The organism is Gordonia abscondita (assembly GCF_032711245.1).
Taxonomy (GTDB): domain Bacteria; phylum Actinomycetota; class Actinomycetes; order Mycobacteriales; family Mycobacteriaceae; genus Gordonia.
In genome coordinates this window covers 3,778,536-3,799,703 of the sequence record NZ_CP128986.1, presented here as the reverse complement: position 1 = coordinate 3,799,703, position 21,168 = coordinate 3,778,536, and the positions used below count along the sequence as shown (strand labels likewise).

Here is a 21,168-nt window from a genome sequence, read left to right as displayed (position 1 = left end):
TCAGACGTCGAGGCCGAGGAGCGCGTTCTCCAACACTTCGGGAAGGGCCGGGTGAATCCAGTACTGGCCACGGGCCATCTCGTTGGCGGTCAGACCGAAACTCATCGCCTGGATCACCGGTTGGATGATCGATGACGCTTGCGCGCCGAACAGGTGGGCGCCGAGGATCCGGCCGGTGCCTCGTTCGGCGATGACCTTGCAGACGCCGACGGTGTCCTCCATCGCCCAGCCGTAGGCGACATCGCCGTAATTCTGCACCTTCACCGCAATGTCGAAGCCTTGTGCACGAGCCGCGTCCTCGGTGAGCCCGACAGTGGCGATCTGTGGGTGGGTGAACACCGCGGCCGGAACGGCCCGATAGTCGAACGAGTCGAGGTCCGCGGCGTCCCAGCCCTTCAACAGGTTGCTTTGGACGACGCGCTGCTCGTGGTTGGCTACGTGTTTGAGCTGGTGAGGCGAGCTGACGTCGCCGAGAGCCCAGACGCCGCGCGCGGGTGTGCGCCCATGCCCGTCGACGGGGACGCGGCCGTCGTCGGTCAGGTCGATGCCGATGCTGTCCAGGCCGAGCAGGTCCCCGTTCGGGGTACGCCCGGTCGCCACCAGGAGCGAGTCGACGTCGAGCGACTCGCCGTCGGCGAATTCGAGGCGGATCCCGCCGTCGGACGCCCGTGACGCCGCGGTGACCGGCGAGTCGAGACGGACGTCCCACTGCGTCGACGCGACGTCGGTGAACCTGTCGGCGATATCGGCGTCGAGCGCGCGCAGCAGCTTCGGGCCGCGTGCGATGACCGACACTCGAGTGCCGAGCGCGGAGAAAACGTGAGCGAACTCGGCGGCGATGTAGCCGCTGCCGAGGATCGCCAGCCGTTTCGGGAGTTCTGGGAGGCGCATCACGTCGGCGTTGGTGTGGAACGGGACACCCGACGCGGCGATCACCTGGGGGATGTCGCTGCGGGCGCCCGCAGCGATGACGACCTCGGTAGCCAGTACGACGTCGCCGTCGGCAGTCCGCAACCGGTAGCGACCGGTCTCGTCGTCGCGTCCGTCGAACACGACGTGACTCGCGTAGACCGTCACGTTGGCGCAGCGGTCGACGCGGTACTTGCGTCCGCCCTCTTCGATCGGGTCGATACGGCCGAACACTCGGGCGACGATTGCGGGCCAGTCGACGCCCTCCACTCGGGCGTCGACCCCGTATCTACCGGACTCGCGGGCGGCGGCCGCGATGTCCGCGGCGTAGACGAACATCTTGGTGGGAATGCAGCCGACGTTCATGCACGTTCCGCCGAAGAGTCCTTCCTCGAAGATCGCGATGCTCGTAGCGTCGAATCGTTCGTCGGGAATCGAATTGCCGCTGCCCGCACCGATGATCGCCAGATCGACCTGGATCTGCCCCGTCTGAGCTGTCACTGTTCGAACTCGCTTTCCATCCACTGGTCGACCTCCGCGTACGCCGTTTTGCGGACGCTTTCGATCGATAGGAACACGTCGTGGCGGGCGTCGGGTACCGCGACCGCGAGAACCCGCTGTCCGAGACAACCAGACCATTGCGCGATTTGTTTCACGTCCAGCACGCAGTCGGCGGTGTCGACCGCGGGATCGTACCGGCCGTGGAACGCGGACTTGTCCGAGCGCAGGACGAGCGTCGGCACGCCGACGTTGATGCCGCCGTGCACTTTCCGGTGTCCGGCGCGGACCGCCGTCATCCAGCCGAAGGTCGCGGGGAACCCGCCGAGCGGTTTGCGGACGAGGTCGTACGTCCACTCGCCGTGGACATCCGAGTGGAGGCTGTCGCCGTACGCCGACGACGACGAACGCGGGATCGCCTGCTTGCCGCGGACTGATCCGACCGCCGAGATCAGCCTGCCCGCGGCAGCCGTCCGCAGCATCGGATCGCCCTGCAGGTCGAGCCACGGACTGTTCAAGAGCAGACCGATCACGCGGCTGTGGCGTTCGGGATCGTCGGTGCGGAGCCGGTCGAGCCACAGTGGGGCGACGAGCCCGCCGGTCGAATGTGCGGCCACGATCGCCTGGGGCGTGCCGCCCGCAGCGCTCACCTCGTCGATCACGATGTCGAGCGCAGTGCCCAGTTCTTCGTCGTAGTAGGCGAGGTCGCTGGTGTAGTGCGGATGGTGTTGGGCCGACAACGATCGGCCGCACTTGCGCAGGTCCAACGCGTAGAAGGCATACCCGCGTTCGTGGAAGAAGTCGGCCAGCTCGGTCTGGAAGAAATAGTCGGTGAAGCCGTGCACGTAGAGGACGGCGCCGCGCGGCACGGCGACCGCGCCCGGTTTGCGGACCAGATGCGCGCTGATCGGGTCTTCCCCGTCGGGGTCGGGCGTGAGCGGGAGGGTGCGGACTTCGTAGCCCTCAAGGAATTCGTCGGGTCGCCAGTCGGTGATCACGCACCCACTCTAAGGCTTGTCGCTCACGACACATTTGCGCGCACCGATGCGACGTGTCAACGCGCGATGGTGAACAATGACTTGCGAAGAATCTCCGCGGTGGTACGTGGGGGTAGCCAGTGCATCCCGAGGGCGGAAGAGAGCAGCAGCGTGTCGCAGAAGGTCATCAAGACGGACGTGGCGTTGATCGGCGCCGGAATCATGAGCGCGACTCTGGGCACGCTCATCCGGAAGCTGGAGCCGAACTGGTCGATCAGCCTCTTCGAGCGGCTCGACGCAGCGGCCGCCGAGAGCAGCGACCCGTGGAACAACGCGGGCACCGGTCACTCGGCGCTGTGTGAGCTCAACTACACCCCGGCCGGTGCGAACGGTGACATCGACATCACCAAAGCACTCAGTATCAACGAGCAATTCCAGACCTCGCGCCAGTTCTGGGCGCACGGCGTCGACAACGGTGTGCTCGGTGCTCCGGACGAGTTCATCAACCCGATTCCGCACGTCAGCTTCTGCCACGGTGCCGATGGCGTCGAGTTCCTGCGCAAGCGGCACGCTGCGTTGTCGAGTCAGACGTTGTTCGAGGGTATGGAGTTCATCGACGATGACGGGGTGTTCGCCGAGCGTCTCCCGCTGATGGGTGAGGGTCGCGACTTCTCGGATCCGGTGGGGCTCAACTGGTTCACGCAGGGCACGGACGTCGACTTCGGTGCTCTTACTCAGCAGCTCCTCAACTATGTCGGGCGCGATGCCGACCTCTATTACGGGCACGAGATCCGTAACCTGACTAAGCAGTCCGACGGCAGCTGGGTCGTGAAGGTTCGCAACACCCGTACCGGGGAGAAGCTTCGCGTTGAGGCTCGATTCGTGTTCGTCGGCGCAGGTGGCGGTGCGCTGCATCTGCTGCAGCGTTCAGGCATCAAGGAGGCTAAGGGCTTCGGCGGCTTCCCGGTCAGCGGCCAGTTCTTCCGCTGCACCAACCCGGACGTCATCGCCGAGCACTCCGCCAAGGTGTACGGCCAGGCAGCGGTCGGCGCTCCGCCGATGTCGGTGCCGCACCTGGACACCCGCGTCATCAACGGCGACAAGGGCCTGCTGTTCGGCCCGTACGCCGGCTGGTCGCCCAAGTTCCTCAAGACCGGCGGCGTCATGGACCTGCCGAAGTCGGTGAAGCCGAGCAACCTGCTCCCGATGATGTCGATCGCGCCGAAAGAGTTCGGCCTGCTCAAATACCTGATCTCGGAGCTGTCCGCGAGCCTCAACGACCGCGTCACGACGCTCCAGGACTTCGCGCCGAAGGCTGTCGGCGACGACTGGGAGCTGATCACAGCGGGCCAGCGCGTTCAGGTGATCCGTAAGAACGGCATCGGCGGCAGCCTCGAGTTCGGTACGGCCGTCGTCACCTCCGAGGACGGTTCGATGGCCGGCCTGCTCGGTGCTTCGCCCGGCGCGTCGACCGCGGTCCCCGCGATGATCTCGATTCTCGAGAAGTGCTTCACCGCGCACTTCGACGGCTGGAAGCCGAAGCTGACCGAGATGATTCCGTCGTTCGGCCAGAAGCTCAACGACAATCCCGCGCTTTACCGTGAGATGTGGGACTGGACCAACAAGAGCCTGAAGCTCACCGATAGCGCCGTCGAGAACAGTGACTCCTGAGACGATCGGTGCCTGACCCCATGTCGGCACTGGGCACGCACTTCCCGTTCAGCGCAGTCGTCGGCCAGGATCGGCTGAAACTCGCGCTCGTCCTGTCGGCGGTGTCGCCCGGCATCGGCGGCGTGCTGATCCGCGGCGAGAAAGGGACGGCCAAGTCGACGATCGTGCGCGGTCTCGCTCCGCTGCTCGGCGGGGCGTCACGCGTTGTGGAACTGCCGATCGGCGCCACCGAGGACCGGGTGGTCGGATCGTTGGACCTAACCCGGGTGCTGCGGGACGGGCAGGCGCACTTCACGCCGGGTCTGCTCGCGCAAGCCGACGGCGGAGTCCTCTACATCGACGAGGTCAATCTGCTGTCCGACCACCTCGTCGACGTCCTGCTTGACGCCGCGGCGAGCGGCCGGGTGACCGTGGAACGTGACGGGGTCTCCCACACGCAGCCGGCGAAGTTCGTGCTCGTCGGCACCATGAATCCCGAAGAGGGTGAGCTGCGGCCGCAACTGCTGGACCGGTTCGGTCTCGTCGTCGACGTCGCGGGGCCGCGCGATGTCGACGAACGCGTGTCCATCGTGACCTCCCGCATGGCGTACGACGCCGACCCCGATGCGTTCGCAGCCGATCACCGGGCGGCCGAGGATGAACTATCCGTGCGGATCGCGCAGGCGCGCACGCTCCTGCCAGCCGTCGTTTTGCCGACCGCCGAACTCCGGCGGATCGCAGGCATCTGCGCGCACGTAGACGTCGACGGTCTGCGCGGCGACATCGTGATGGCCCGGACCGCGTCGGCGCACGCCGCCTGGCGGGGCGCCGCCGAAGTCAACGAGGACGACGTCCGGATCGCCGCCGAACTGGCGTTGCCGCATCGTCGTCGCCGGAACCCGTTCGATGACTCGACGATGTCGGAGGAACAGCTCGACGACGCGCTGGGTGCCGGTGATGACGCGGCAGGTGACCCGTCCGCGGGCGACGACCCTGCCGAGAACGATTCCGACGGCCCAGACCCTGATAGCCCAGACCCTGATAGCCCAGACCCTGATAGCCCAGGCCCTGACGGCCCGGACTCTGATCCAGACCCTGACGGCCCGGACTCTGATCCAGACGGTCCGGATACCGACCCGCCGGGCGGCGGGGGAGCGGCGGGCCCCCAGTTCGGGGCGAAGCCCGGTTCCGGCGGTGCACGGATTCGCGCGTTCCGCGCCGAAGGGGTCGGCGATGGTGAGCCTGGACGTCGGTCGCGGGCCCGCAGCACACGCGGCGCGACGGTCCGCGACGTCGAGTTCACCGCGAGCACACCGGTCCACCTGTTCGGGACGGTGCTGTCGGCGGCGCGGCGCAGTGCGGGCGACGGGATGCCCCCGGTGGAACCGGCGGATCTGCGTGGGGCAGAACGCGTCGGCACCGAATCGAATCTTGTCGTGTTTCTCGTCGATCTGTCCGGCTCGATGACGGCGCGATCACGTTTGGCGGCCGTGCGGGAAGCCTGTGTGGAACTTCTCCGTGACTCGTACACGCGACGCGACCGGGTGTCCGTCGTCGTGGCGTGCGGGAAGGACGCGTACGTCGCGGTCCCGCCGACCCGGTCGGTCGACATCGCGGTGTCGCGTCTGGCCCAGGTCCGCACCGGTGGGCGGACGCCGCTCGGCGAAGGACTCATGCGCAGCATCGAGGTCATCGAACGTGCGGCGCGCACCGATCCGCAGCGTCGACCGCTCCTCGTCGTCGTGTCGGACGGTCGGGCAACTGGCGGAAAGGACGCCGCCCGTCGAGCAGAGGTCGCCGCCGACGAGGTGGCCCGACGCGGTGTGACGAGCGTCGTCGTCGACTGCGAACAGGGCTTCGTGAAGCTCGGGACGGCTGTGTCGCTCGCTCGTCGTCTCGGCGCCGAGTACGTGCGGCTGGCGGACCTCGCCGACACCGGTCTCGCAGGCCGAGTGCGCGGCGTCGCGTGATACCGCATCGCGCGGGAGCCGGTGCCGCTCGCGGCTGACGCTTTCGCTGCTGCCACATCGGGGCGGGGCATACGAGTGCGCGCGTTCTGGCTAGGGTAGAACGCATGCCTCAAGGAGTCCCCGAGTCCGTGCCGAACGACGGACTCACCACCCGTCAACGCCGCAACCAGCCCGTCCTGGGAGTCCACACCGGCCCCGGAAAGGGCAAGTCGACGGCGGCGTTCGGGATGGCGATGCGGGCGTGGAACGCGGGCATGGACGTCGCCGTGTTCCAGTTCGTCAAGAGCGCCAAGTGGAAGGTCGGCGAGGAGTCGACGATGCTCGCGCTGGGACGACTCCACGAGCAGACCGGTGAGGGCGGCCCCGTCCAATGGCACAAGATGGGGCAGGGCTGGTCGTGGATCCGCAAAAACGAGGATGCCGAAGCCGACCATGCCGAGGCCGCACGTGCCGGCTGGACGGAGATCGCCCGACGGATTGCCGCCGCCGAGCACGACTTCTACGTACTCGACGAGTTCACGTACCCGCTGCACTGGGGGTGGATCGACGTCGACGACGTCGTCGCAGCGCTCCAGGAGCGTCCGGGACGCCAGCACGTGATCATCACTGGCCGGTACGCGCCCGAGGCGTTGATGAACGCCGCCGACCTGGTGACCGAGATGACGAAGGTGAAACATCCGATGGACGCCGGGCGCAAAGGCCAGAAGGGTATCGAGTGGTGACAGGCGCACCGCCGACCGTCGTCATCGCCGCCCCCGCATCGGGCAGCGGAAAGACGACGATCACCACTGGCCTCGTCGGGGCGCTCGCCGCGGCCGGGCACACGGTTGCGCCGTTCAAAGTGGGGCCCGACTACATAGATCCCGGCTACCACTCGCTCGCTGCGGGCAGACCGGGACGCAACCTCGACCCGAACCTGGTCGGCGAGCACCGAATCGGACCGTTGTTCGCGGCCGGCTGCGTGGGCGCTGACATCGCCGTCGTCGAAGGCGTCATGGGACTGTTCGACGGCCGGATCACCGATGATCCCGGGACACTCGGCGTCGGGTCGACCGCACACGTCGCCACCCTGATCGGGGCGCCCGTGATCCTCGTCGTCGACGCGGGAGGCCACAGCCAGTCGCTCGCCGCCCTCCTGCACGGCTTCATCGCGTACGACCCGGCCGTCCACGTCGCGGGCGTGATCCTCAACCGCGTCGGCTCGGACCGGCACGAGGCCGTGCTGCGGCAGGCGTGCGACCGAGTCGGCTTGCCCGTGTTCGGTGTTGTCCGACGCGATGCGGCGTTGACCGTCCCGTCCCGCCATCTCGGGCTGGTCCCGGCAGCCGAACGCAGCGCGGACGCGGTGGCCGCCGTCGCCGCCATCACCGAGAAGGTCAGTGCGGGTCTGGACGTCGACGCGCTCGTGCGGCTGGCGAGGTCAGCATCGCGGGCGGCGTCCGCGCGATGGTCGGCGGCGTGGTCGGCGCACGACGAGATGGCCGAGCACAGGGTCGCGGACGGGCCGGTGATCGCCGTGGCGCAAGGCGCCGCCTTCACCTTCGGTTACGCCGAGCACCCGGAGTTGTTGGCGGCTGCGGGCGCGGGCGTGGTCGGGTTCGATCCGCTGCACGACCGTCTGCCCGTCGACACCGCAGGCGTCGTCATCGGCGGCGGCTTCCCCGAAGAGCATGCGGCCGACCTGGCCGCGAACGACGGTTTGCGCCGCGACCTGGCGGCGCACGTCGCCGCGGGTCGGCCGGTTCACGCCGAGTGTGCTGGACTGCTCTATCTGACGTCGATGCTCGACGGGCATCCGATGGTCGGAGCCGTCGACGCGGTCGGTGCTTTCGGGCCTCGACTCACTCTTGGCTACCGCGATGCCGTCGCCGTGGCGGACTCAGTCCTTTACCGGACCGGTGAGCGCGTGACCGGACACGAGTTCCACCGCAGCACAGTGGCTTTCGCAGGCGAGCGAACCCCGGCGTGGGCGTGGCGCACCGCCGACGCGAACGCCGTCGACGGTGTGGTCTCAGGCGGTGTCCACGCGTCGTACCTGCACGTCCACCCGGCAGGCGTGCCCCAGGCAGTGGGGCGATTCGTCCGGGCGACGCAACCGGGTCAGGTCCCCGGGACGCCCGCATGAATCTGGAGGACCGATGACAGACCGACGACGCTTCGACAGCAGAGCGTTCATCGAGGTTCGTGCGGCCGTCGACGCCCTCGCCGCAAAGGACGGCAACGATCCGACCGCGTTGCGCGACGTCTTGGAGGCAGTGCTCCTGGTCGGGCAGGGACTTGAGATCGATGCCGCATTGCAACGGATCGTAGAGGTGGCGGCCGCCGTCCTGGACGCCCGCTACTGTGCGCTCGGCGTGCGCGGCCCGGAACTGAGTCTGCAGGCGTTCGTGTACACCGGCATTACCCCTGAGCAACGTGTGCAGATGGGGCCGCTGCCCGTCGGTCGCGGCGTATTGGGGGAGTTGCTGCACCATCCGGAGGTGCTCCGTATCCCGCGGCTGTCCGACCATCCGTCGTCGATCGGATTTCCGCCGAATCATCCGCCAATGGACACGTTCCTCGGTGCGCCGATCATCGTGCGCGGTGAACTGTTCGGCAGCATCTACTTGACTGAAAAGCAGGGCGCGAGCGAGTTCACCGAACTCGACGAGACGATCGTCGGCGTCCTCGCGGTCGCCGCGGGCATCGCCGTCGACAACGCTCGATCGTATGAGGGCGCGCAGACGCGAATGCGGTGGATGGAACTCCTCGCTGACCGGGGCAGCGAGCCGCTGCGCGGGATCTCCGTCGACGAGACGCTCGACGGGATGTGCCGTGACGTCGCAGCCCTCACCGACGCCGCCGATGTGTACCTCGTGACGGGGTCGCGATTGGACGCCCACACCGGTGACGACGTCGACGTCACCGATCTCGCGACCGTCGTCGAGGCTGCGGGAGGTGTGTTGGCCCTCCGTCATTTCGACACCGAGCGCAGTTGGTTGCGCGGTGGCGCGCGCTGGGCGACGGTGCAGCCGGTGCAGAGTGAGCCCGGCGAGTTCCGTGCACTCGTCCTCACCCATACCGAACGTCGCTTCTGGACGGCGGAGGAGTGGGCGGGAATGGCGGGTGTCGCGCGTGTCGCGTCTCTGTCGATCGCATATTCCGAACAGCAGCGGCTCACCGGTGAGATGGCTCTTCTGGCCGAACGTCATCGGATCGCCCGCGACCTGCATGACCTGGTGATCCAGCGTCTGTTCGCGATCGGTATGTCGATGCAGGCCATGCGGACAGCGGTCGGCGACCCCGACCTCGACGCGCGGATGAATCAGATCGTCACCGATCTCGACGCGACCATCGCGCAGATCCGCACGTCGATCTTCGACCTGCAGAGTCTGTCGGGCGGCGATGAGACGCGGACGCTGCGCCGTCGCGTGCTCGACGTGGTCTCCGAGCTGGCCGCGCACGCGTCGATGAGCCCGAACGTCGCATTCGTCGGTCCAGTCGACACGGTCGTTCCGGCGATCTTGTCACCGCACATCGAAGCGGTGCTGCGCGAAGGGCTGTCGAACGCGCTCCGGCATTCGGGAGCGGACCTGATCAGTGTGCGGATAATCGCCGCCGAAGAGGTGACTGTCGAAGTCATCGACAACGGGCGCGGAATCCCGGCGGATGTCGCGCAGTCGGGTCTGCGGAATCTGGCGCGCCGCGCCGACGACTGTGACGGCGTCTTCACCGTCGCGGCGAGAGCCGGCGGCGGGACGACGATCACCTGGACCGCGCCGTTGCGGTGACTGCCGCGTCAGCGTTCGCGGGCCCGCAGCTCGGTGGCGAGCACGGCGACCTGCGTGCGACGCTGCATGTCGAGTTTCGACAGAATCCGCGACACGTAGTTTTTGATCGTCTTCTCGGCGAGGAACATACGGTCGGCTATCTGACGGTTGGTGAGGCCTTCACCGATGAGCTGGAACACTCCCCGTTCTTGCGCGGTGAGTTGCGCGATCGGGTCGGCGGGCTCGCCTTGGCGGAGCTTCGCCAGGAGAGCCGACGTGCTCTTGGCGTCGAGGAGTGACCCGCCGTGGCCGACTGTCCGCACCGCGTCGATCAGGTTGTGGCCGAGGATCTGTTTGAGGACGAAACCTGAGGCTCCCGCGAGGACTGCTGCGAGGAGCGCGTCGTCGTCGGCGTAGCTCGTCAGCATGAGGCAGCGGACCGCCGGGTTCTCGGCGCGGACGTCCCGGCAGAGTTCCACCCCATTGCCGTCGGAGAGACGGACGTCGAGGACGGCGACGTCGGGGGCGGTCGCCGCGATCTGTACGCGTGCCTCGGCGACGGTTGCGGCTTCGCCGACCACGTCGATGTCGGGAGCAGTCGACAGCAGGTCGCGGAGTCCGCGTCGAACGAGCTCGTGATCGTCGACGAGGAATACCCGGACCCGACGATTCGGCGACTGTGGTTGCACTGAACTCATAGGGACACATTACCGCAGGTGAGGGCGGGACCCGGGGCCTCGGCGAGTCAGGACTTTCGCCCCGGGCGCGAGCCGATGCGCTGCGCGAGAGTGGAGTGATGACCACTCTCATCGGCTCATCCATGAACGGATCGGATCTGCTCCGTGAACTGCTCCCCGCCTGTGAGGCGGAGGTGGCGCGGCACATGCGGATGACACGTGACTGGCATCCCCACGACTACGTTCCGTGGGACGACGGACAGAACTTCGCGGCGCTCGGCGGCCTCGACTGGGATCCGCAGCAGTCGCAGCTGTCGGAGACGGCGAAGGCTGCGATGATTACCAACCTGCTGACCGAGGACAACCTTCCGTCCTATCACCGGGTGATCGCCGAGAATTTCAGTCTCGACGATGCCTGGGGCTTCTGGGTGGGGCGGTGGACGGCGGAGGAGAACCGGCATTCCATCGTGATGCGCGACTACCTCGTCGTGACTCGAGGGGTCGACCCGGTGGAGCTCGAGAACGTCCGTATGGAGCACATGACGCACGGCTTCAATCCGCTGCCCGAGGACGACGGTCAGCGCGACCATAGTTTCGACATGTTGTTCGCCGTCGCCTATGTCTCATTCCAAGAGTTGGCGACGAGGGTCAGTCACCGGAACACCGGCAAGGCGTGCGGCGACCCGATCGCGGATCGGATGCTGCAGCGTGTCGCCGCCGACGAGAACCTCCACATGCTCTTCTACCGGAACATCGTCTCGGCGGCACTCGACGTGGTTCCAGACCAGGCAATGGTCGCGATCTACGGGATCGTCAGCAATTTCGCTATGCCCGGTTCGGCGATGCCGAACTTCCGGCGCAACGCGGTGCTGATCGCGAAGGGGGGTATCTATGATCTGCCGCAGCACATGGCGGAGGTCGTGATGCCGGTACTGCGAAAATGGCGGATCTTCGACCGCGATGACTTCGGGCCGCTCGGCCAGCTGTACCGCGAGAAGCTCGTGGAGTACCTGGCCGAGATGGACGTGAAGGTTGCGCGTTTCGAGGAGTCGCGGGCGCGCGCGCTTGACCGCGCAGCGAGAACCGCTTGAGCGTGCGGGCCGGTCGAGCGGAGTCGAGACCACACATCCGACTAAGCTCGATTGCCATGGTGCAAGCTCATTATCTGGCGGGACTCGACCTGCGTGGACGCAGGGCAGTCGTCGTCGGAGGCGGTAGTGTCGCTCAGCGTCGGATCCCGAACCTGGTGGCGGCGGGAGCCGACGTGCATGTGATCGCGATCGATCCGACGCCGACGGTCGAGTCGGAGCCGGCGATCACGGTCCATCAACGCGCGTATGCGGCGGGAGATCTCGACGGAGCCTGGTATGCGATCGCGTGTACGGACGATCCCGAGGTGAACGCGGCGGTGGTCGCCGAGGCGACGGCGGCGCGCGTGTTCTGTGTCCGCGCCGATGACGGCAAGGCCGGCACCGCGGTGACTCCGGCATCCGGCCACCATCGTGACCTCCAGTTCGGAGTGCTGGCGGGCGGCGACCACCGTCGTTCCGCCGCGGCTCGTGCCGCGATCACGGCGGCGTTCGCGGATGGGTCGTCGTTGACTGTGACCGAGGGTGCCGGCCACGCGCCGGGCGTCGCGCTGGTCGGTGGCGGACCGGGCGCCGCGGACCTCATCACGGTGCGGGGACGCCGTCTGTTGGCCGAGGCCGACGTGGTGGTCGCCGATCGACTCGCTCCCGTCTCGTTGCTGGACGAGCTCGGCCCGCAGGTTGAGTTGGTCGACGCGGCGAAGGTTCCGTACGGCCGTGCGATGCGGCAGGACAAGATCAACGAAATTCTGGTCGCGCGCGCGAAGGCTGGAAAGTTCGTGGTCCGGCTCAAGGGCGGCGATCCATACGTCTATGGGCGCGGTTTCGAGGAGTTGCAGGCGTGTGTCGACGCGGGTGTTCCGGTGACTGTGGTGCCCGGTGTGACGAGTCCGATCTCGGCGCCGGAACTCGCGGGGATCCCGGTGACACACCGGGGGGTGGCTCATGAGTTCGTCGTCGTCTCCGGGCACGTCGCGCCCGACCACCCGGATTCGCTGACCGATTGGAGTGCTCTCGCCAAGCTGCGGGGCACGATCGTGTTGATGATGGCGGTCAAGCGCATTGACGCGTTCGCGCAGGCCTTGCTCGACGGCGGCCGTCCCGCCGACACCCCGGTGGCGTTCATCGAGAACGCGTCCCGCCCAGATCAGCGCCTGATCCGCGCTGAACTCGCCGATGCCGCTCGGGTCGCGGGCGAACAGAATCTGATCGCGCCAGCGATCGCGGTGATCGGTCCGGTCGCCGGGTTCACCGACGCGGACCGCGCGGCGCCACTGTGACAGCTCGGATCATTCCTGTGACCGCTCGGATCGTTGGTTGGTCGACGGGCGCGCTCCTATTGGTCGCGGCGATCATCTCGTGGTTCGTCCACCCGGCCCAGACCGCCGGGTTGATCGCCCTCGCGGTGATCGTCATGTCGGCCTGGCAGGTGTATCGGCGTCGCGCGGGGATCGAACCGCTCCCGCAGAACATGTGGACCACGATCGTCGTTCCACTCGTGTTCGGAGCGCTCGCGGTCACCGCGTTGAACGGCTGGATCTACCGGATCTCCGCGGATGCCGGGACCGAGTCAGGCGACGTGCAGATGGTGATCGGGTTGTTCACCGGAGTCATCGGCATGGCGGCCGCGTACGGCTACGGGCGGGTCCGCGCACAGAGGGCGCAACTCGACGAGGTCGTCGACGTCCGCATCGACGATGACGAACCGGGTGAGGCCGACGACGACCAGTGGTTCTTCCCACAAGCCAAATAGCAGGAAGCTGGTGCTCCGACTGTGCTGACCGGCGGCACTTGAGCGTGGGTCGCTCGCGCCGACGTCGCTTGTGACGACGCCTCACGGCAATGTCGGCCGACACGTGACGCGAATGCTCATTCGGACCGGCGTCAGACCGATGCCGCTCACCCGCCACGCAGAGAACGTTCCCGCCGCCTTCACAGAGCATGTCGAGCTGGTGACGATGGACTCGCGCGAGCCGCGGTCGAGGCGAACAGCAGCGGTCGTGATCCTCTAGCCCAGAAACAACGCATCTGACTGCATCGTGAAATTTTGTGCAACCTTGTCCGGGTAGTCGTCCCCGGAGAAGGTTTAAGGCGATTCGGACTCCGCTGGCAAATGGTGCAGATGGATCCTGTGAAAGCCCTTCAATTCCGCGTACGAGCACTTTTATTTGAGAAACACCCGCTGCTTCCGCCCGTAAATTTGTCCGCTTGCGCAAACGAGAAAATGGTGACACGATCTCCTACGCAAGGTGCCGTTTGTTCGCTGAGGCTCCTTCGTGGAAACAGGCCAGCGACCTTGAACGTCGAGAGACGCCTCGGGTCAGGATAGAATCATCCGGATTAAGGGTGATTCCCGATTGGCTCCCGTTTGCGGGTTTACGCCACGAAGTGCCAAAGGTCTGACGAGGAGGGCGCAGTGCGTATTCCTCCTCGTTCGATTCTGCCTCGTTAGATGTGGCGCATGGATTTTCATTGAACGTATTGGAGGTGCTGGATTTGACGGATAGTCACAGACCCTCGATTCGCACTTCTGGCGAATCGTCTTAATTCTCCACGGGTTTGAACGCTCGTTCTCTTTCTTAGTGTCGTGCTTGGCGTTTCGCCTCCACGACGCGATTTTGTGCGGTAAAGGTGGGATCTTCTATGACCATTTCAATACTCGAAATGTTGCTCCGGGTGGGAGCCAGTGTTGGCCTGGGTACGGCCATTGGTTTGGAGCGCCAATATCGCGCTCGGATGGCGGGGTTGCGGACCAATGCCCTCGTCTGCGTCGGGTCGGCACTATTCGTTTTGCTGTCCGAACACGGCTTTAGCGGACCTGGCGCCGACCCAACTCGTGTTGCGGCACAGATTGTTTCGGGGATCGGCTTCCTCGGGGCCGGGGTCATAATGCGTGACGGACTCACGGTACGCGGGCTTAATACCGCCGCGACGCTGTGGTGTTCGGCCGCTGTCGGTGCACTCGCTGGTGCCGGGCAGTATCCGGTTGCAGCGGTCGGGACGGGCGTCGTGATCTTTGTGAATGTGGCCCTGCGGTCGGCCGGGCGCGTGGTGGATCGGCACCCGGGCACTGGTCACGAATTGCCGACGGAATACCAATTTGTAGCGGTCACAAAGGATTCAGCAGAGGCGCATGTTCGTGCTCTCTTAGTCACTGCGATCAGTCGAACAGGCTTCCATTTGCGATCCATTAGTAGCGTTGACGTCGCGAACGATCGAGTGGAGGTGCGGATGCGGCTGTCCTCAGATGCTCGCGATGATCGGCAAATGGAAGCGGCAATAAACCGACTTTCGCTTGAGCCGAGCGTCAGTTCTGTCCAATGGTGTGTGGTTCCCGAAAAGGCAGCGCAACTCGTCGATGATCTATGACGTCAACCATGCTTCTTTGACAATGCAGCAATGGATGCACCAACCGCCGTAATATTACAGCCGACGTGCTGGTATTTGTGCGGATTGGCTCAGGCATGAACGCTCCTTTCGAGGTGACGCAAACATCGCCGGTATTAGGTTTCGTGTCTGTCACCTTGTCGAAGATCACCTCGCCCGACGGGATCACCACGCGTTCGCGCGCGATGAACTCGTGGCTGCTCCCCGAACTCGGGCTGATCCCGTGCACGCACGGCTCGATCGTCGAACCCCCGACGGTCGAGTTTCGCGCAGGCCCGGACCGTCCCTCACCTGCGCACGTGGGCCACACATCGCTATCGCGTGCGGGTCCGCGCGGCCAACCGACGGGCGCGAGAAGCCGAGCGAGCGCGAGTTGCTGCCTCGGCCTGCGACGGGGGGCGAGCCGCCCGTTCTGACATGCGAAGCGGATCACTTCGGCGATTAGCCCTGGGTAACTACCGTGATCTCCCATGGCGACGTGATCTCGATGCGTTGGCCCGCGTCCGTGAGTACCGCGGCGAGCCCGTTGACATCGCGGACGTTGCGGCGCGTCCGTACTAACTCGTGGGCGACGAGACCCTTGTAATGCTTGTTGAAGTGGCTGACGACCTTGCGTGAGCCGTTCGCGAACTCGGTGACAACAGTCGCCGACACCGCGCCGTCCACCGGACCCAGCTTCTGGTAGACACCCGACCGCAGATCGACGACGAAATCGTCGATCGCATCGAGGGCGGGGGAGAGCACAGGCTTCCACTCCGCGCCCAGGGTCCCGAATCCGGGCAGCCTGGAACCGCCAGACAATCGGTACGCCGGAATCAGGTCGGCAGCCGACACCACACCGAAAAGTGCCGACCCGATCACCAGGCGGTCGGCGGCCTTCGCTTTCGACGCCCGAGTCATGCCGGGATAGTCGAGGGCGTCGTACAGCACCCCGGTATAGCGGGTGATCGCCGGACGCGTCGGTGCACTCCACAGCTCGGCGTTGCGCGCCACCTCGGCGAGCGCAGCGTCGGTCGTACCGAGACCGAGCGCCGCGCGTGACGCATCGATGTCCCCAGCCAGCTCGACGACAGCCGCCGCGATACGGCGACGAACGCCGTTCAACGCCGGCAGTGACAACGAGTCGAGGTCGAGCGGGGCGGACGTGCCGCCGTCGGACTTGGTCTCCGAAGGAGGCAGGATCACGAGCACGCGACCACCCTAACGAACCCTCGGGCAGCACAACTAAGCTGGTACACCGTGATCACACGCATGTCCGACCTGTTCCTCCGCACCCTCCGAGATGACCCCGCCGACGCCGAGGTGCCGAGCCACAAGCTGTTGGTGCGCGCCGGCTACATCCGACGCAGCGCACCCGGTGTGTACTCGTGGTTGCCGTTGGGGCTCAAGGTGTTCCGCAACGTCGAGAACCTTGTGCGCCAGGAGATGGACGCGATCGGCGCACAAGAGATCCTGCTGCCCGCCCTACTTCCGCGTGACCCCTACGAGGCGACCGGTCGCTGGACCGAATACGGTCCCAACCTGTTCCGCCTCAAGGACCGAAAAGGCGCGGACATGCTCCTCGGCCCGACCCACGAAGAGATCTTCACTCAACTCGTGAAGAGCGAGTACAGCTCGTACAAGGATCTGCCCGTCATCCTCTATCAGGTCCAGACCAAGTACCGCGACGAGGAGCGGCCCCGCGCGGGTTTGCTGCGCGGGCGCGAGTTCGTCATGAAGGACTCGTACTCGTTTGATCTTGACGACGACGCGCTGCAAGCGTCCTACGACAAGCATCGCGCAGCCTACCAGCGGATCTTCGACAGGCTAGGCGTCGAATACGTCATCGTGCGGGCCACCGCCGGAGCCATGGGCGGCAGCAAGTCCGAGGAGTTTCTCGCTGTATGCGAGGTCGGCGAGGACACATTCGTACGCAGTACCGAATCGGATTACGCGGCCAATGTCGAAGCCGTCTCCACCACGGTGCCCGATGCGCTGCCGATCGACGGACTGCCCGCCGCCGTCTCGCACGAGACCGGGGACACCCCGACCATTGACTCGCTCGTCGACTGGGCGAACGCGGCGCTCGACGGTCAGTACACGGCCGCCGACACGCTCAAAAACGTTATGGTCAAGATCGGTAAACCCGGCGGCGACTGGGAGATCACCGCGATCGGCGTGCCCGGCGACCGCGACGTCGACCTCAAACGACTCGAAGCGTCGGTCGAGCCGAGCGTTGTGGAGCTCCTCGACGACGCGGACTTCGCAGCCAACCCTGCGCTCGTCAAGGGATACATCGGTCCCAAGGGCGTGCAGGCCGCCGAGTTCACCTACCTCGTCGACCCGCGCGTCGTCGACGGCACGTCGTGGATTACCGGCGCCGACGAGAAGGGCCGCCACTATGTGAACCTCGTCGTCGGCCGCGACTTCACGCCCGACGGAGTCATCGAGGCCGCCGAAGTGCGCGACGGTGACCCGTCACCCGACGGCTCCGGAGTCCTCGAATCCGCGAAGGGCATCGAAATCGGCCACATCTTCCAGTTGGGCCAGAAATACACCGACGCCTTCGAACTCGACGTCCTCGGCGAGAACGGCAAACCGGTTCGCGTCACCATGGGTTCGTACGGCCTCGGCGTCTCGCGCATGGTCGCGGTCCTCGCCGAACAGATGCACGACGAGAAGGGGCTCCGCTGGCCGCGAGAGGTCGCGCCGTTCGACGTCCACCTCGTCATCGCCAACAAAGACGAGGCGGCGGTCGCGGGTGCCCGCCAACTCGCCGATCAGCTCGACGCGGCCGGACTCTCCGTCCTGCTCGATGACCGCAAGGCGTCGCCGGGCGTCAAGTTCAAAGACTCCGAGCTCCTCGGGATGCCCGTCGTCGTGGTGGTCGGACGCGGCTGGTCGAACGGCACTGTCGAAATCCGTGACCGTTTCAGCGGCGAGTCGACCGAAGTACCGGTCGACGGCGCGCAAGACGCGATTGTCGGGGCGGTGCGCAACTGAATCGTGCTGGCACAGCGGCGCTGATCCCGGTCGACTAACGCGCGCCCGGGAGCGCGAGAGTCGACGGGGACAGGCCCGCCACCCCTCGCCAGAATGCGATCCGCATGGCGGCGTCGGTGAGTCCGTCCACCCCGAGTCGCCGGATCTTGCCGTCGCTGGCCTGTTCAACAAGCGCGCGGTAGGCGCTCGCGCACGTCGTTTCCGCCTGCAGGAGGGCTTTGACGGCGGTCGCGTCGTCGGTCACCTCGAATGGGACGGTATAGCCGGCGGCCGGGACCTGCTCGGCCAACCCGGCCGAGACCAACGCGGCGTTCAACTCATCGCGTCGCACCCGGTGCTCGGCGATATGCTCGCCGACGGTGGTGCGTTGGTCCGAGTTCACGAACGCGGTCGTGAGGCCGTAGGTGAAGATCGCCGCGAACTCGGCGTCGACCGCGGTGGTGAGGGCATCGTTCTGGGTCATGCGAGCTGGACCTCCGCGAGAGTTTTACAAGACGCCGAGATCGACGCGAGGAGGCCCGCGACGAACTCGGATTCAGCGACGGAGCCGTCGGCCGCGGCGCGCGTCGAGGAGGCGAGTGCGTCGCGCACCGCGTCGAGCGTCGCCAGCGCTGGGCCCGGCTCGTCGATCTGATCGGCCGCCGAGGAGTGGATGCGGTTGATCTCGTCGCGCAACGCCTGGGCGTGCTCGCCGCGCTGTTGCGATACGACGGTCAATGCCGCCGTGTATTCGGTGGTGCGGGGCGCTAACACCGCCGCGGCCTTCTGCTGGCGAACCGCAGCCTGTGCATGAACGACGAGAGTGTCGGCGAGGTCGCGTTCCTCGTCTGTCGTCGGGCCGCATGCGGTCACCGCGGCGCCGGTCGCGACCACGACCGGAATGACGGCGGCACCGCGCAGCACGGTGCGGCGGGAGGGACGGAAGTCTGTCGGACGGACGCTCACGCCGTCGAATTCTGCCAGTGTCGGAAATCGACTACACTCAGCAGGCCCTGAACGGCTGCCGTGTCGCACGTAAACTCGGTACTCGAGCAGCCCCCGGCACCGCAGGTGGCTCGGCCGACATCACGAACAACGAGGAGACGATTGCGCATGAGCGGCGATAAGACCGAAGCAATCGGGCTCGTCGTGGAGCCGATCCTCACCGCGGCCGGTTACGACCTCGAAGACATCGCGGTCTTGACTCCACCGGGACGTCGTGACATCCGCGTCGTCGTCGACCGTGACGGTGGAGCCGACCTCGACGCGCTCGCCGAACTCAGTCGCGAGCTCGACACCGCGCTTGACGAAGCCGACCTCATGGGTGCGCAACCCTACGATCTCGAAGTCACCACACCGGGCATCGGCCGCCCGCTCACTCTGGCCCGCCACTGGCGACGCAACGTCGGCCGCAGCGTGAAGCTCGACTACACGCTCGACGGCAAGACTGTGAGCCTTACCGCGCGGATCGGCCGGATCGACGGCGACACCGTGGCCGTGGTCATCGCCGACAAAGGCCGGATAAAGACCGTGGACGTGCTTCTGGATAGCGTTGAGAAGGCCGTTGTCGAAGTCGACTTCCGGCGGCCGGGCGAAGCCGAGCTCCGGGCGTGCGGGCTCGACGACGCGGAGATCGCGCGTCGCCGCGCTCCCGCCGACACGCCGACGCCCGAGACCGGCCATGACGAATGAACCCGCAGACAACTGAACACGTAACCGCGAACACATAACTGGAACTGACAAGCGAATAGGAGCACCTGCCATGCACATCGACATCAACGCGCTTCGGCTGATCGAAGCGGACAAGGGCGTGTCGATCGACACGGTCATCACTGCCATCGAGACGGCCCTGCTCACGGCGTACCGCCACACCGACGGATTCGCTCAGCACGCGCGCATCGACGTCAACCGGAAGTCCGGCGCGGTCCGCGTGATGGCGCAGGAGGTCGACGAGGCCGGTGTCGTCGTCCACGAGTGGGACGACACCCCCGAAGGTTTCGGACGCATCGCCGCTACGACGGCGCGCCAGGTGATCCTGCAGCGTCTGCGCGACGCCGAGAACGAGAAGACCTACGGTGATCTCGTAGCGCACGAGGGAGAGGTCGTCGGCGGCGTGGTGCAGGCCGACGCGCGACTCAACGCGAAGGGCATCGTCGTCGTGCAGATCGGCACTGACGCGAACGCCGCCGAAGGCATCATTCCGTCCGTTGAACAGGTTCCCGGGGAGAGCTACAACCACGGTGACCGAATCAAGTGTTACGTCGTCGGTGTCACACGCGGCATGCGCGGACCGCAGATCACCCTGTCACGCACCCACCCGAACCTCGTCCGCAAGCTGTTCTCGCTCGAAGTCCCCGAGATCGCTGACGGTTCCGTCGAGATCGTCGCTGTCGCCCGCGAAGCGGGCCACCGGTCAAAGATCGCCGTACACACCGGAGTCAACGGACTCAACGCGAAGGGCGCCTGCATCGGCCCGATGGGGCAGCGTGTGCGGAACGTGATGAGTGAATTGTCCGGCGAGAAGATCGACATCATCGACTTCGCGTCCGACCCCGCCGTGTTCGTCGGCAACGCGCTCTCACCTGCCAAGGTGCTATCGGTGACTGTGATCGACCCGGAGACGAGCGCGGCCCGCGTCATCGTGCCCGATTACCAGCTGTCGCTGGCGATCGGTAAGGAAGGGCAGAACGCTCGGCTGGCAGCCCGGTTGACCGGGTGGCGAATCGACATCCGGTCGGACACCGGCGATGGCGGCCCAAGTGAGGACTCGGACTTGAGTGAGGACTCGAACGTGGCTGAGGGCGCGGACGTGAGTGAGGGAGTCGTCACAGATGGCGGCGTCACTGACAGTGGCGTATCGACTAGCCCCGCTGATGAGATAGACTGATCGATGGCTCCTCTAACGTCGACCGTTCCGGTCCGCACGTGCATCGGATGCCGACGCCGCGATCTCGCATCATCTTTGGTTCGAGTTGTGCGGCCGGCTCCCGACAGTACGCAGACCGTCGTGGTAGATGTGTGCAGGATGCTGCCGGGACGAGGCGCCTGGCTGCACCGCGACCCCGACTGTGTGTCGGCGGCGGTGCGGCGCAAGGCATTCGGACCGGCGCTACGGGATCGCGGTTTCACCGTGGCCCCAGACGACCTCGCCGATCTGATCGACGAGATCACCGAGACGATTCCGTAGGGAATCAGGACAGGTAGCAGAAGACATGAGCACACCGTGAAGTCTCCACGATGAGCACGTTGACCCGAATAATCTGAGGTCGCAGCGGGATGCCCGCTCGACCTCCAAGTGAGGA

19 protein-coding genes and 1 riboswitch are annotated in these 21,168 nt (G+C 66.2%); of the genes, 13 read left to right on the top strand and 6 right to left on the bottom strand.

Annotated elements, in window-relative coordinates; all coding sequences use genetic code 11:
* Together mtr and MP11Mi_RS17900 are read right to left on the bottom strand one after the other, a co-directional pair.
* The gene (gene mtr / locus MP11Mi_RS17905) at positions 1 to 1,410 is read right to left on the bottom strand and encodes a mycothione reductase (protein ID WP_420040215.1); all 1,410 of its coding nucleotides are present in this window, start codon (positions 1,408 to 1,410) and stop codon (positions 1 to 3) included.
* Positions 1,407 to 2,405: an alpha/beta hydrolase gene (locus MP11Mi_RS17900; protein ID WP_420040214.1), complete on the bottom strand. Its 999-nt coding sequence runs from the start codon at positions 2,403 to 2,405 to the stop codon at positions 1,407 to 1,409. Before MP11Mi_RS17900 ends, mtr begins: the two co-directional genes overlap by 4 nt.
* Before the next feature lie 150 nt (positions 2,406 to 2,555).
* Here MP11Mi_RS17900 and mqo point away from each other — a divergent pair, with 150 nt between their 5' ends.
* The 5 genes from mqo to MP11Mi_RS17875 all read left to right on the top strand — a co-directional run bounded on the left by mqo (position 2,556) and on the right by MP11Mi_RS17875 (position 9,774).
* On the top strand, positions 2,556 to 4,055 hold the full coding sequence (gene mqo / locus MP11Mi_RS17895) for a malate dehydrogenase (quinone) (RefSeq protein ID WP_420712815.1): 1,500 nt from the start codon (positions 2,556 to 2,558) through the stop codon (positions 4,053 to 4,055).
* Between the two features lie 20 nt (positions 4,056 to 4,075).
* Entirely contained in the window at positions 4,076 to 6,004 is a 1,929-nt protein-coding gene (locus tag MP11Mi_RS17890) for an AAA family ATPase (RefSeq protein WP_420042150.1), read from the top strand.
* Between the two features lie 104 nt (positions 6,005 to 6,108).
* Complete coding sequence (cobO, locus tag MP11Mi_RS17885; RefSeq protein ID WP_420040213.1) at positions 6,109 to 6,726, top strand: cob(I)yrinic acid a,c-diamide adenosyltransferase; 618 nt, start codon at positions 6,109 to 6,111, stop codon at positions 6,724 to 6,726.
* Positions 6,723 to 8,129: a cobyrinate a,c-diamide synthase gene (locus tag MP11Mi_RS17880; protein ID WP_420712814.1), complete on the top strand. Its 1,407-nt coding sequence runs from the start codon at positions 6,723 to 6,725 to the stop codon at positions 8,127 to 8,129. Before cobO ends, MP11Mi_RS17880 begins: the two co-directional genes overlap by 4 nt.
* A gap of 13 nt (positions 8,130 to 8,142) precedes the next feature.
* Complete coding sequence (locus tag MP11Mi_RS17875) at positions 8,143 to 9,774, top strand: GAF domain-containing sensor histidine kinase (RefSeq protein ID WP_420040211.1); 1,632 nt, start codon at positions 8,143 to 8,145, stop codon at positions 9,772 to 9,774.
* An 8-nt stretch (positions 9,775 to 9,782) separates the two neighbouring features.
* Here MP11Mi_RS17875 and MP11Mi_RS17870 read toward each other — a convergent pair whose 3' ends face one another.
* Positions 9,783 to 10,451, bottom strand: coding sequence for a response regulator transcription factor (locus tag MP11Mi_RS17870; RefSeq protein WP_420040210.1), 669 nt, complete (start codon positions 10,449 to 10,451; stop codon positions 9,783 to 9,785).
* A 98-nt stretch (positions 10,452 to 10,549) separates the two neighbouring features.
* Between MP11Mi_RS17870 and MP11Mi_RS17865 the strand changes: the two genes are divergently transcribed.
* From MP11Mi_RS17865 to MP11Mi_RS17850, 4 genes are all read left to right on the top strand, one after another.
* Positions 10,550 to 11,521 (top strand): acyl-ACP desaturase, encoded by a 972-nt coding sequence (locus MP11Mi_RS17865; protein WP_420040209.1) that lies wholly within the window; start codon positions 10,550 to 10,552, stop codon positions 11,519 to 11,521.
* Between the two features lie 56 nt (positions 11,522 to 11,577).
* Positions 11,578 to 12,798, top strand: coding sequence for a uroporphyrinogen-III C-methyltransferase (gene cobA / locus MP11Mi_RS17860; RefSeq protein WP_420040208.1), 1,221 nt, complete (start codon positions 11,578 to 11,580; stop codon positions 12,796 to 12,798).
* A 17-nt stretch (positions 12,799 to 12,815) separates the two neighbouring features.
* Positions 12,816 to 13,271, top strand: coding sequence for a hypothetical protein (locus MP11Mi_RS17855; protein ID WP_420040207.1), 456 nt, complete (start codon positions 12,816 to 12,818; stop codon positions 13,269 to 13,271).
* Between the two features lie 495 nt (positions 13,272 to 13,766).
* Positions 13,767 to 13,936: riboswitch (M-box (ykoK) riboswitch) on the top strand.
* Positions 13,937 to 14,167: 231 nt separating this feature from the next.
* Positions 14,168 to 14,887 (top strand): MgtC/SapB family protein, encoded by a 720-nt coding sequence (locus tag MP11Mi_RS17850; RefSeq protein ID WP_420042149.1) that lies wholly within the window; start codon positions 14,168 to 14,170, stop codon positions 14,885 to 14,887.
* 459 nt (positions 14,888 to 15,346) lie between these two features.
* Here MP11Mi_RS17850 and MP11Mi_RS17845 read toward each other — a convergent pair whose 3' ends face one another.
* Complete coding sequence (locus MP11Mi_RS17845) at positions 15,347 to 16,096, bottom strand: YaaA family protein (protein ID WP_420040206.1); 750 nt, start codon at positions 16,094 to 16,096, stop codon at positions 15,347 to 15,349.
* Positions 16,097 to 16,156: 60 nt separating this feature from the next.
* Between MP11Mi_RS17845 and MP11Mi_RS17840 the strand changes: the two genes are divergently transcribed.
* Entirely contained in the window at positions 16,157 to 17,887 is a 1,731-nt protein-coding gene (locus MP11Mi_RS17840) for a proline--tRNA ligase (protein ID WP_420042148.1), read from the top strand.
* Between the two features lie 34 nt (positions 17,888 to 17,921).
* On the opposite strand, the gene MP11Mi_RS17835 is transcribed toward MP11Mi_RS17840, so the two are convergent.
* Positions 17,922 to 18,350 carry a ferritin-like domain-containing protein gene (locus tag MP11Mi_RS17835; protein WP_420040205.1) on the bottom strand — a complete coding sequence of 143 codons (429 nt, stop codon included), beginning with the start codon at positions 18,348 to 18,350 and terminating at the stop codon, positions 17,922 to 17,924.
* Positions 18,347 to 18,832, bottom strand: coding sequence for a hypothetical protein (locus MP11Mi_RS17830; RefSeq protein WP_420040204.1), 486 nt, complete (start codon positions 18,830 to 18,832; stop codon positions 18,347 to 18,349). The genes MP11Mi_RS17835 and MP11Mi_RS17830 overlap by 4 nt, the downstream gene beginning before the upstream one ends.
* A 147-nt stretch (positions 18,833 to 18,979) precedes the next feature.
* Between MP11Mi_RS17830 and rimP the strand changes: the two genes are divergently transcribed.
* The 3 genes from rimP to MP11Mi_RS17815 all read left to right on the top strand — a co-directional run bounded on the left by rimP (position 18,980) and on the right by MP11Mi_RS17815 (position 21,053).
* On the top strand, positions 18,980 to 19,558 hold the full coding sequence (rimP, locus tag MP11Mi_RS17825; RefSeq protein ID WP_420040203.1) for a ribosome maturation factor RimP: 579 nt from the start codon (positions 18,980 to 18,982) through the stop codon (positions 19,556 to 19,558).
* A gap of 70 nt (positions 19,559 to 19,628) precedes the next feature.
* Positions 19,629 to 20,753 (top strand): transcription termination factor NusA, encoded by a 1,125-nt coding sequence (gene nusA / locus MP11Mi_RS17820; protein WP_420040202.1) that lies wholly within the window; start codon positions 19,629 to 19,631, stop codon positions 20,751 to 20,753.
* Positions 20,754 to 20,756: 3 nt separating this feature from the next.
* Entirely contained in the window at positions 20,757 to 21,053 is a 297-nt protein-coding gene (locus MP11Mi_RS17815; RefSeq protein WP_420040201.1) for a YlxR family protein, read from the top strand.
* Positions 21,054 to 21,168 lie beyond the last annotated feature (115 nt).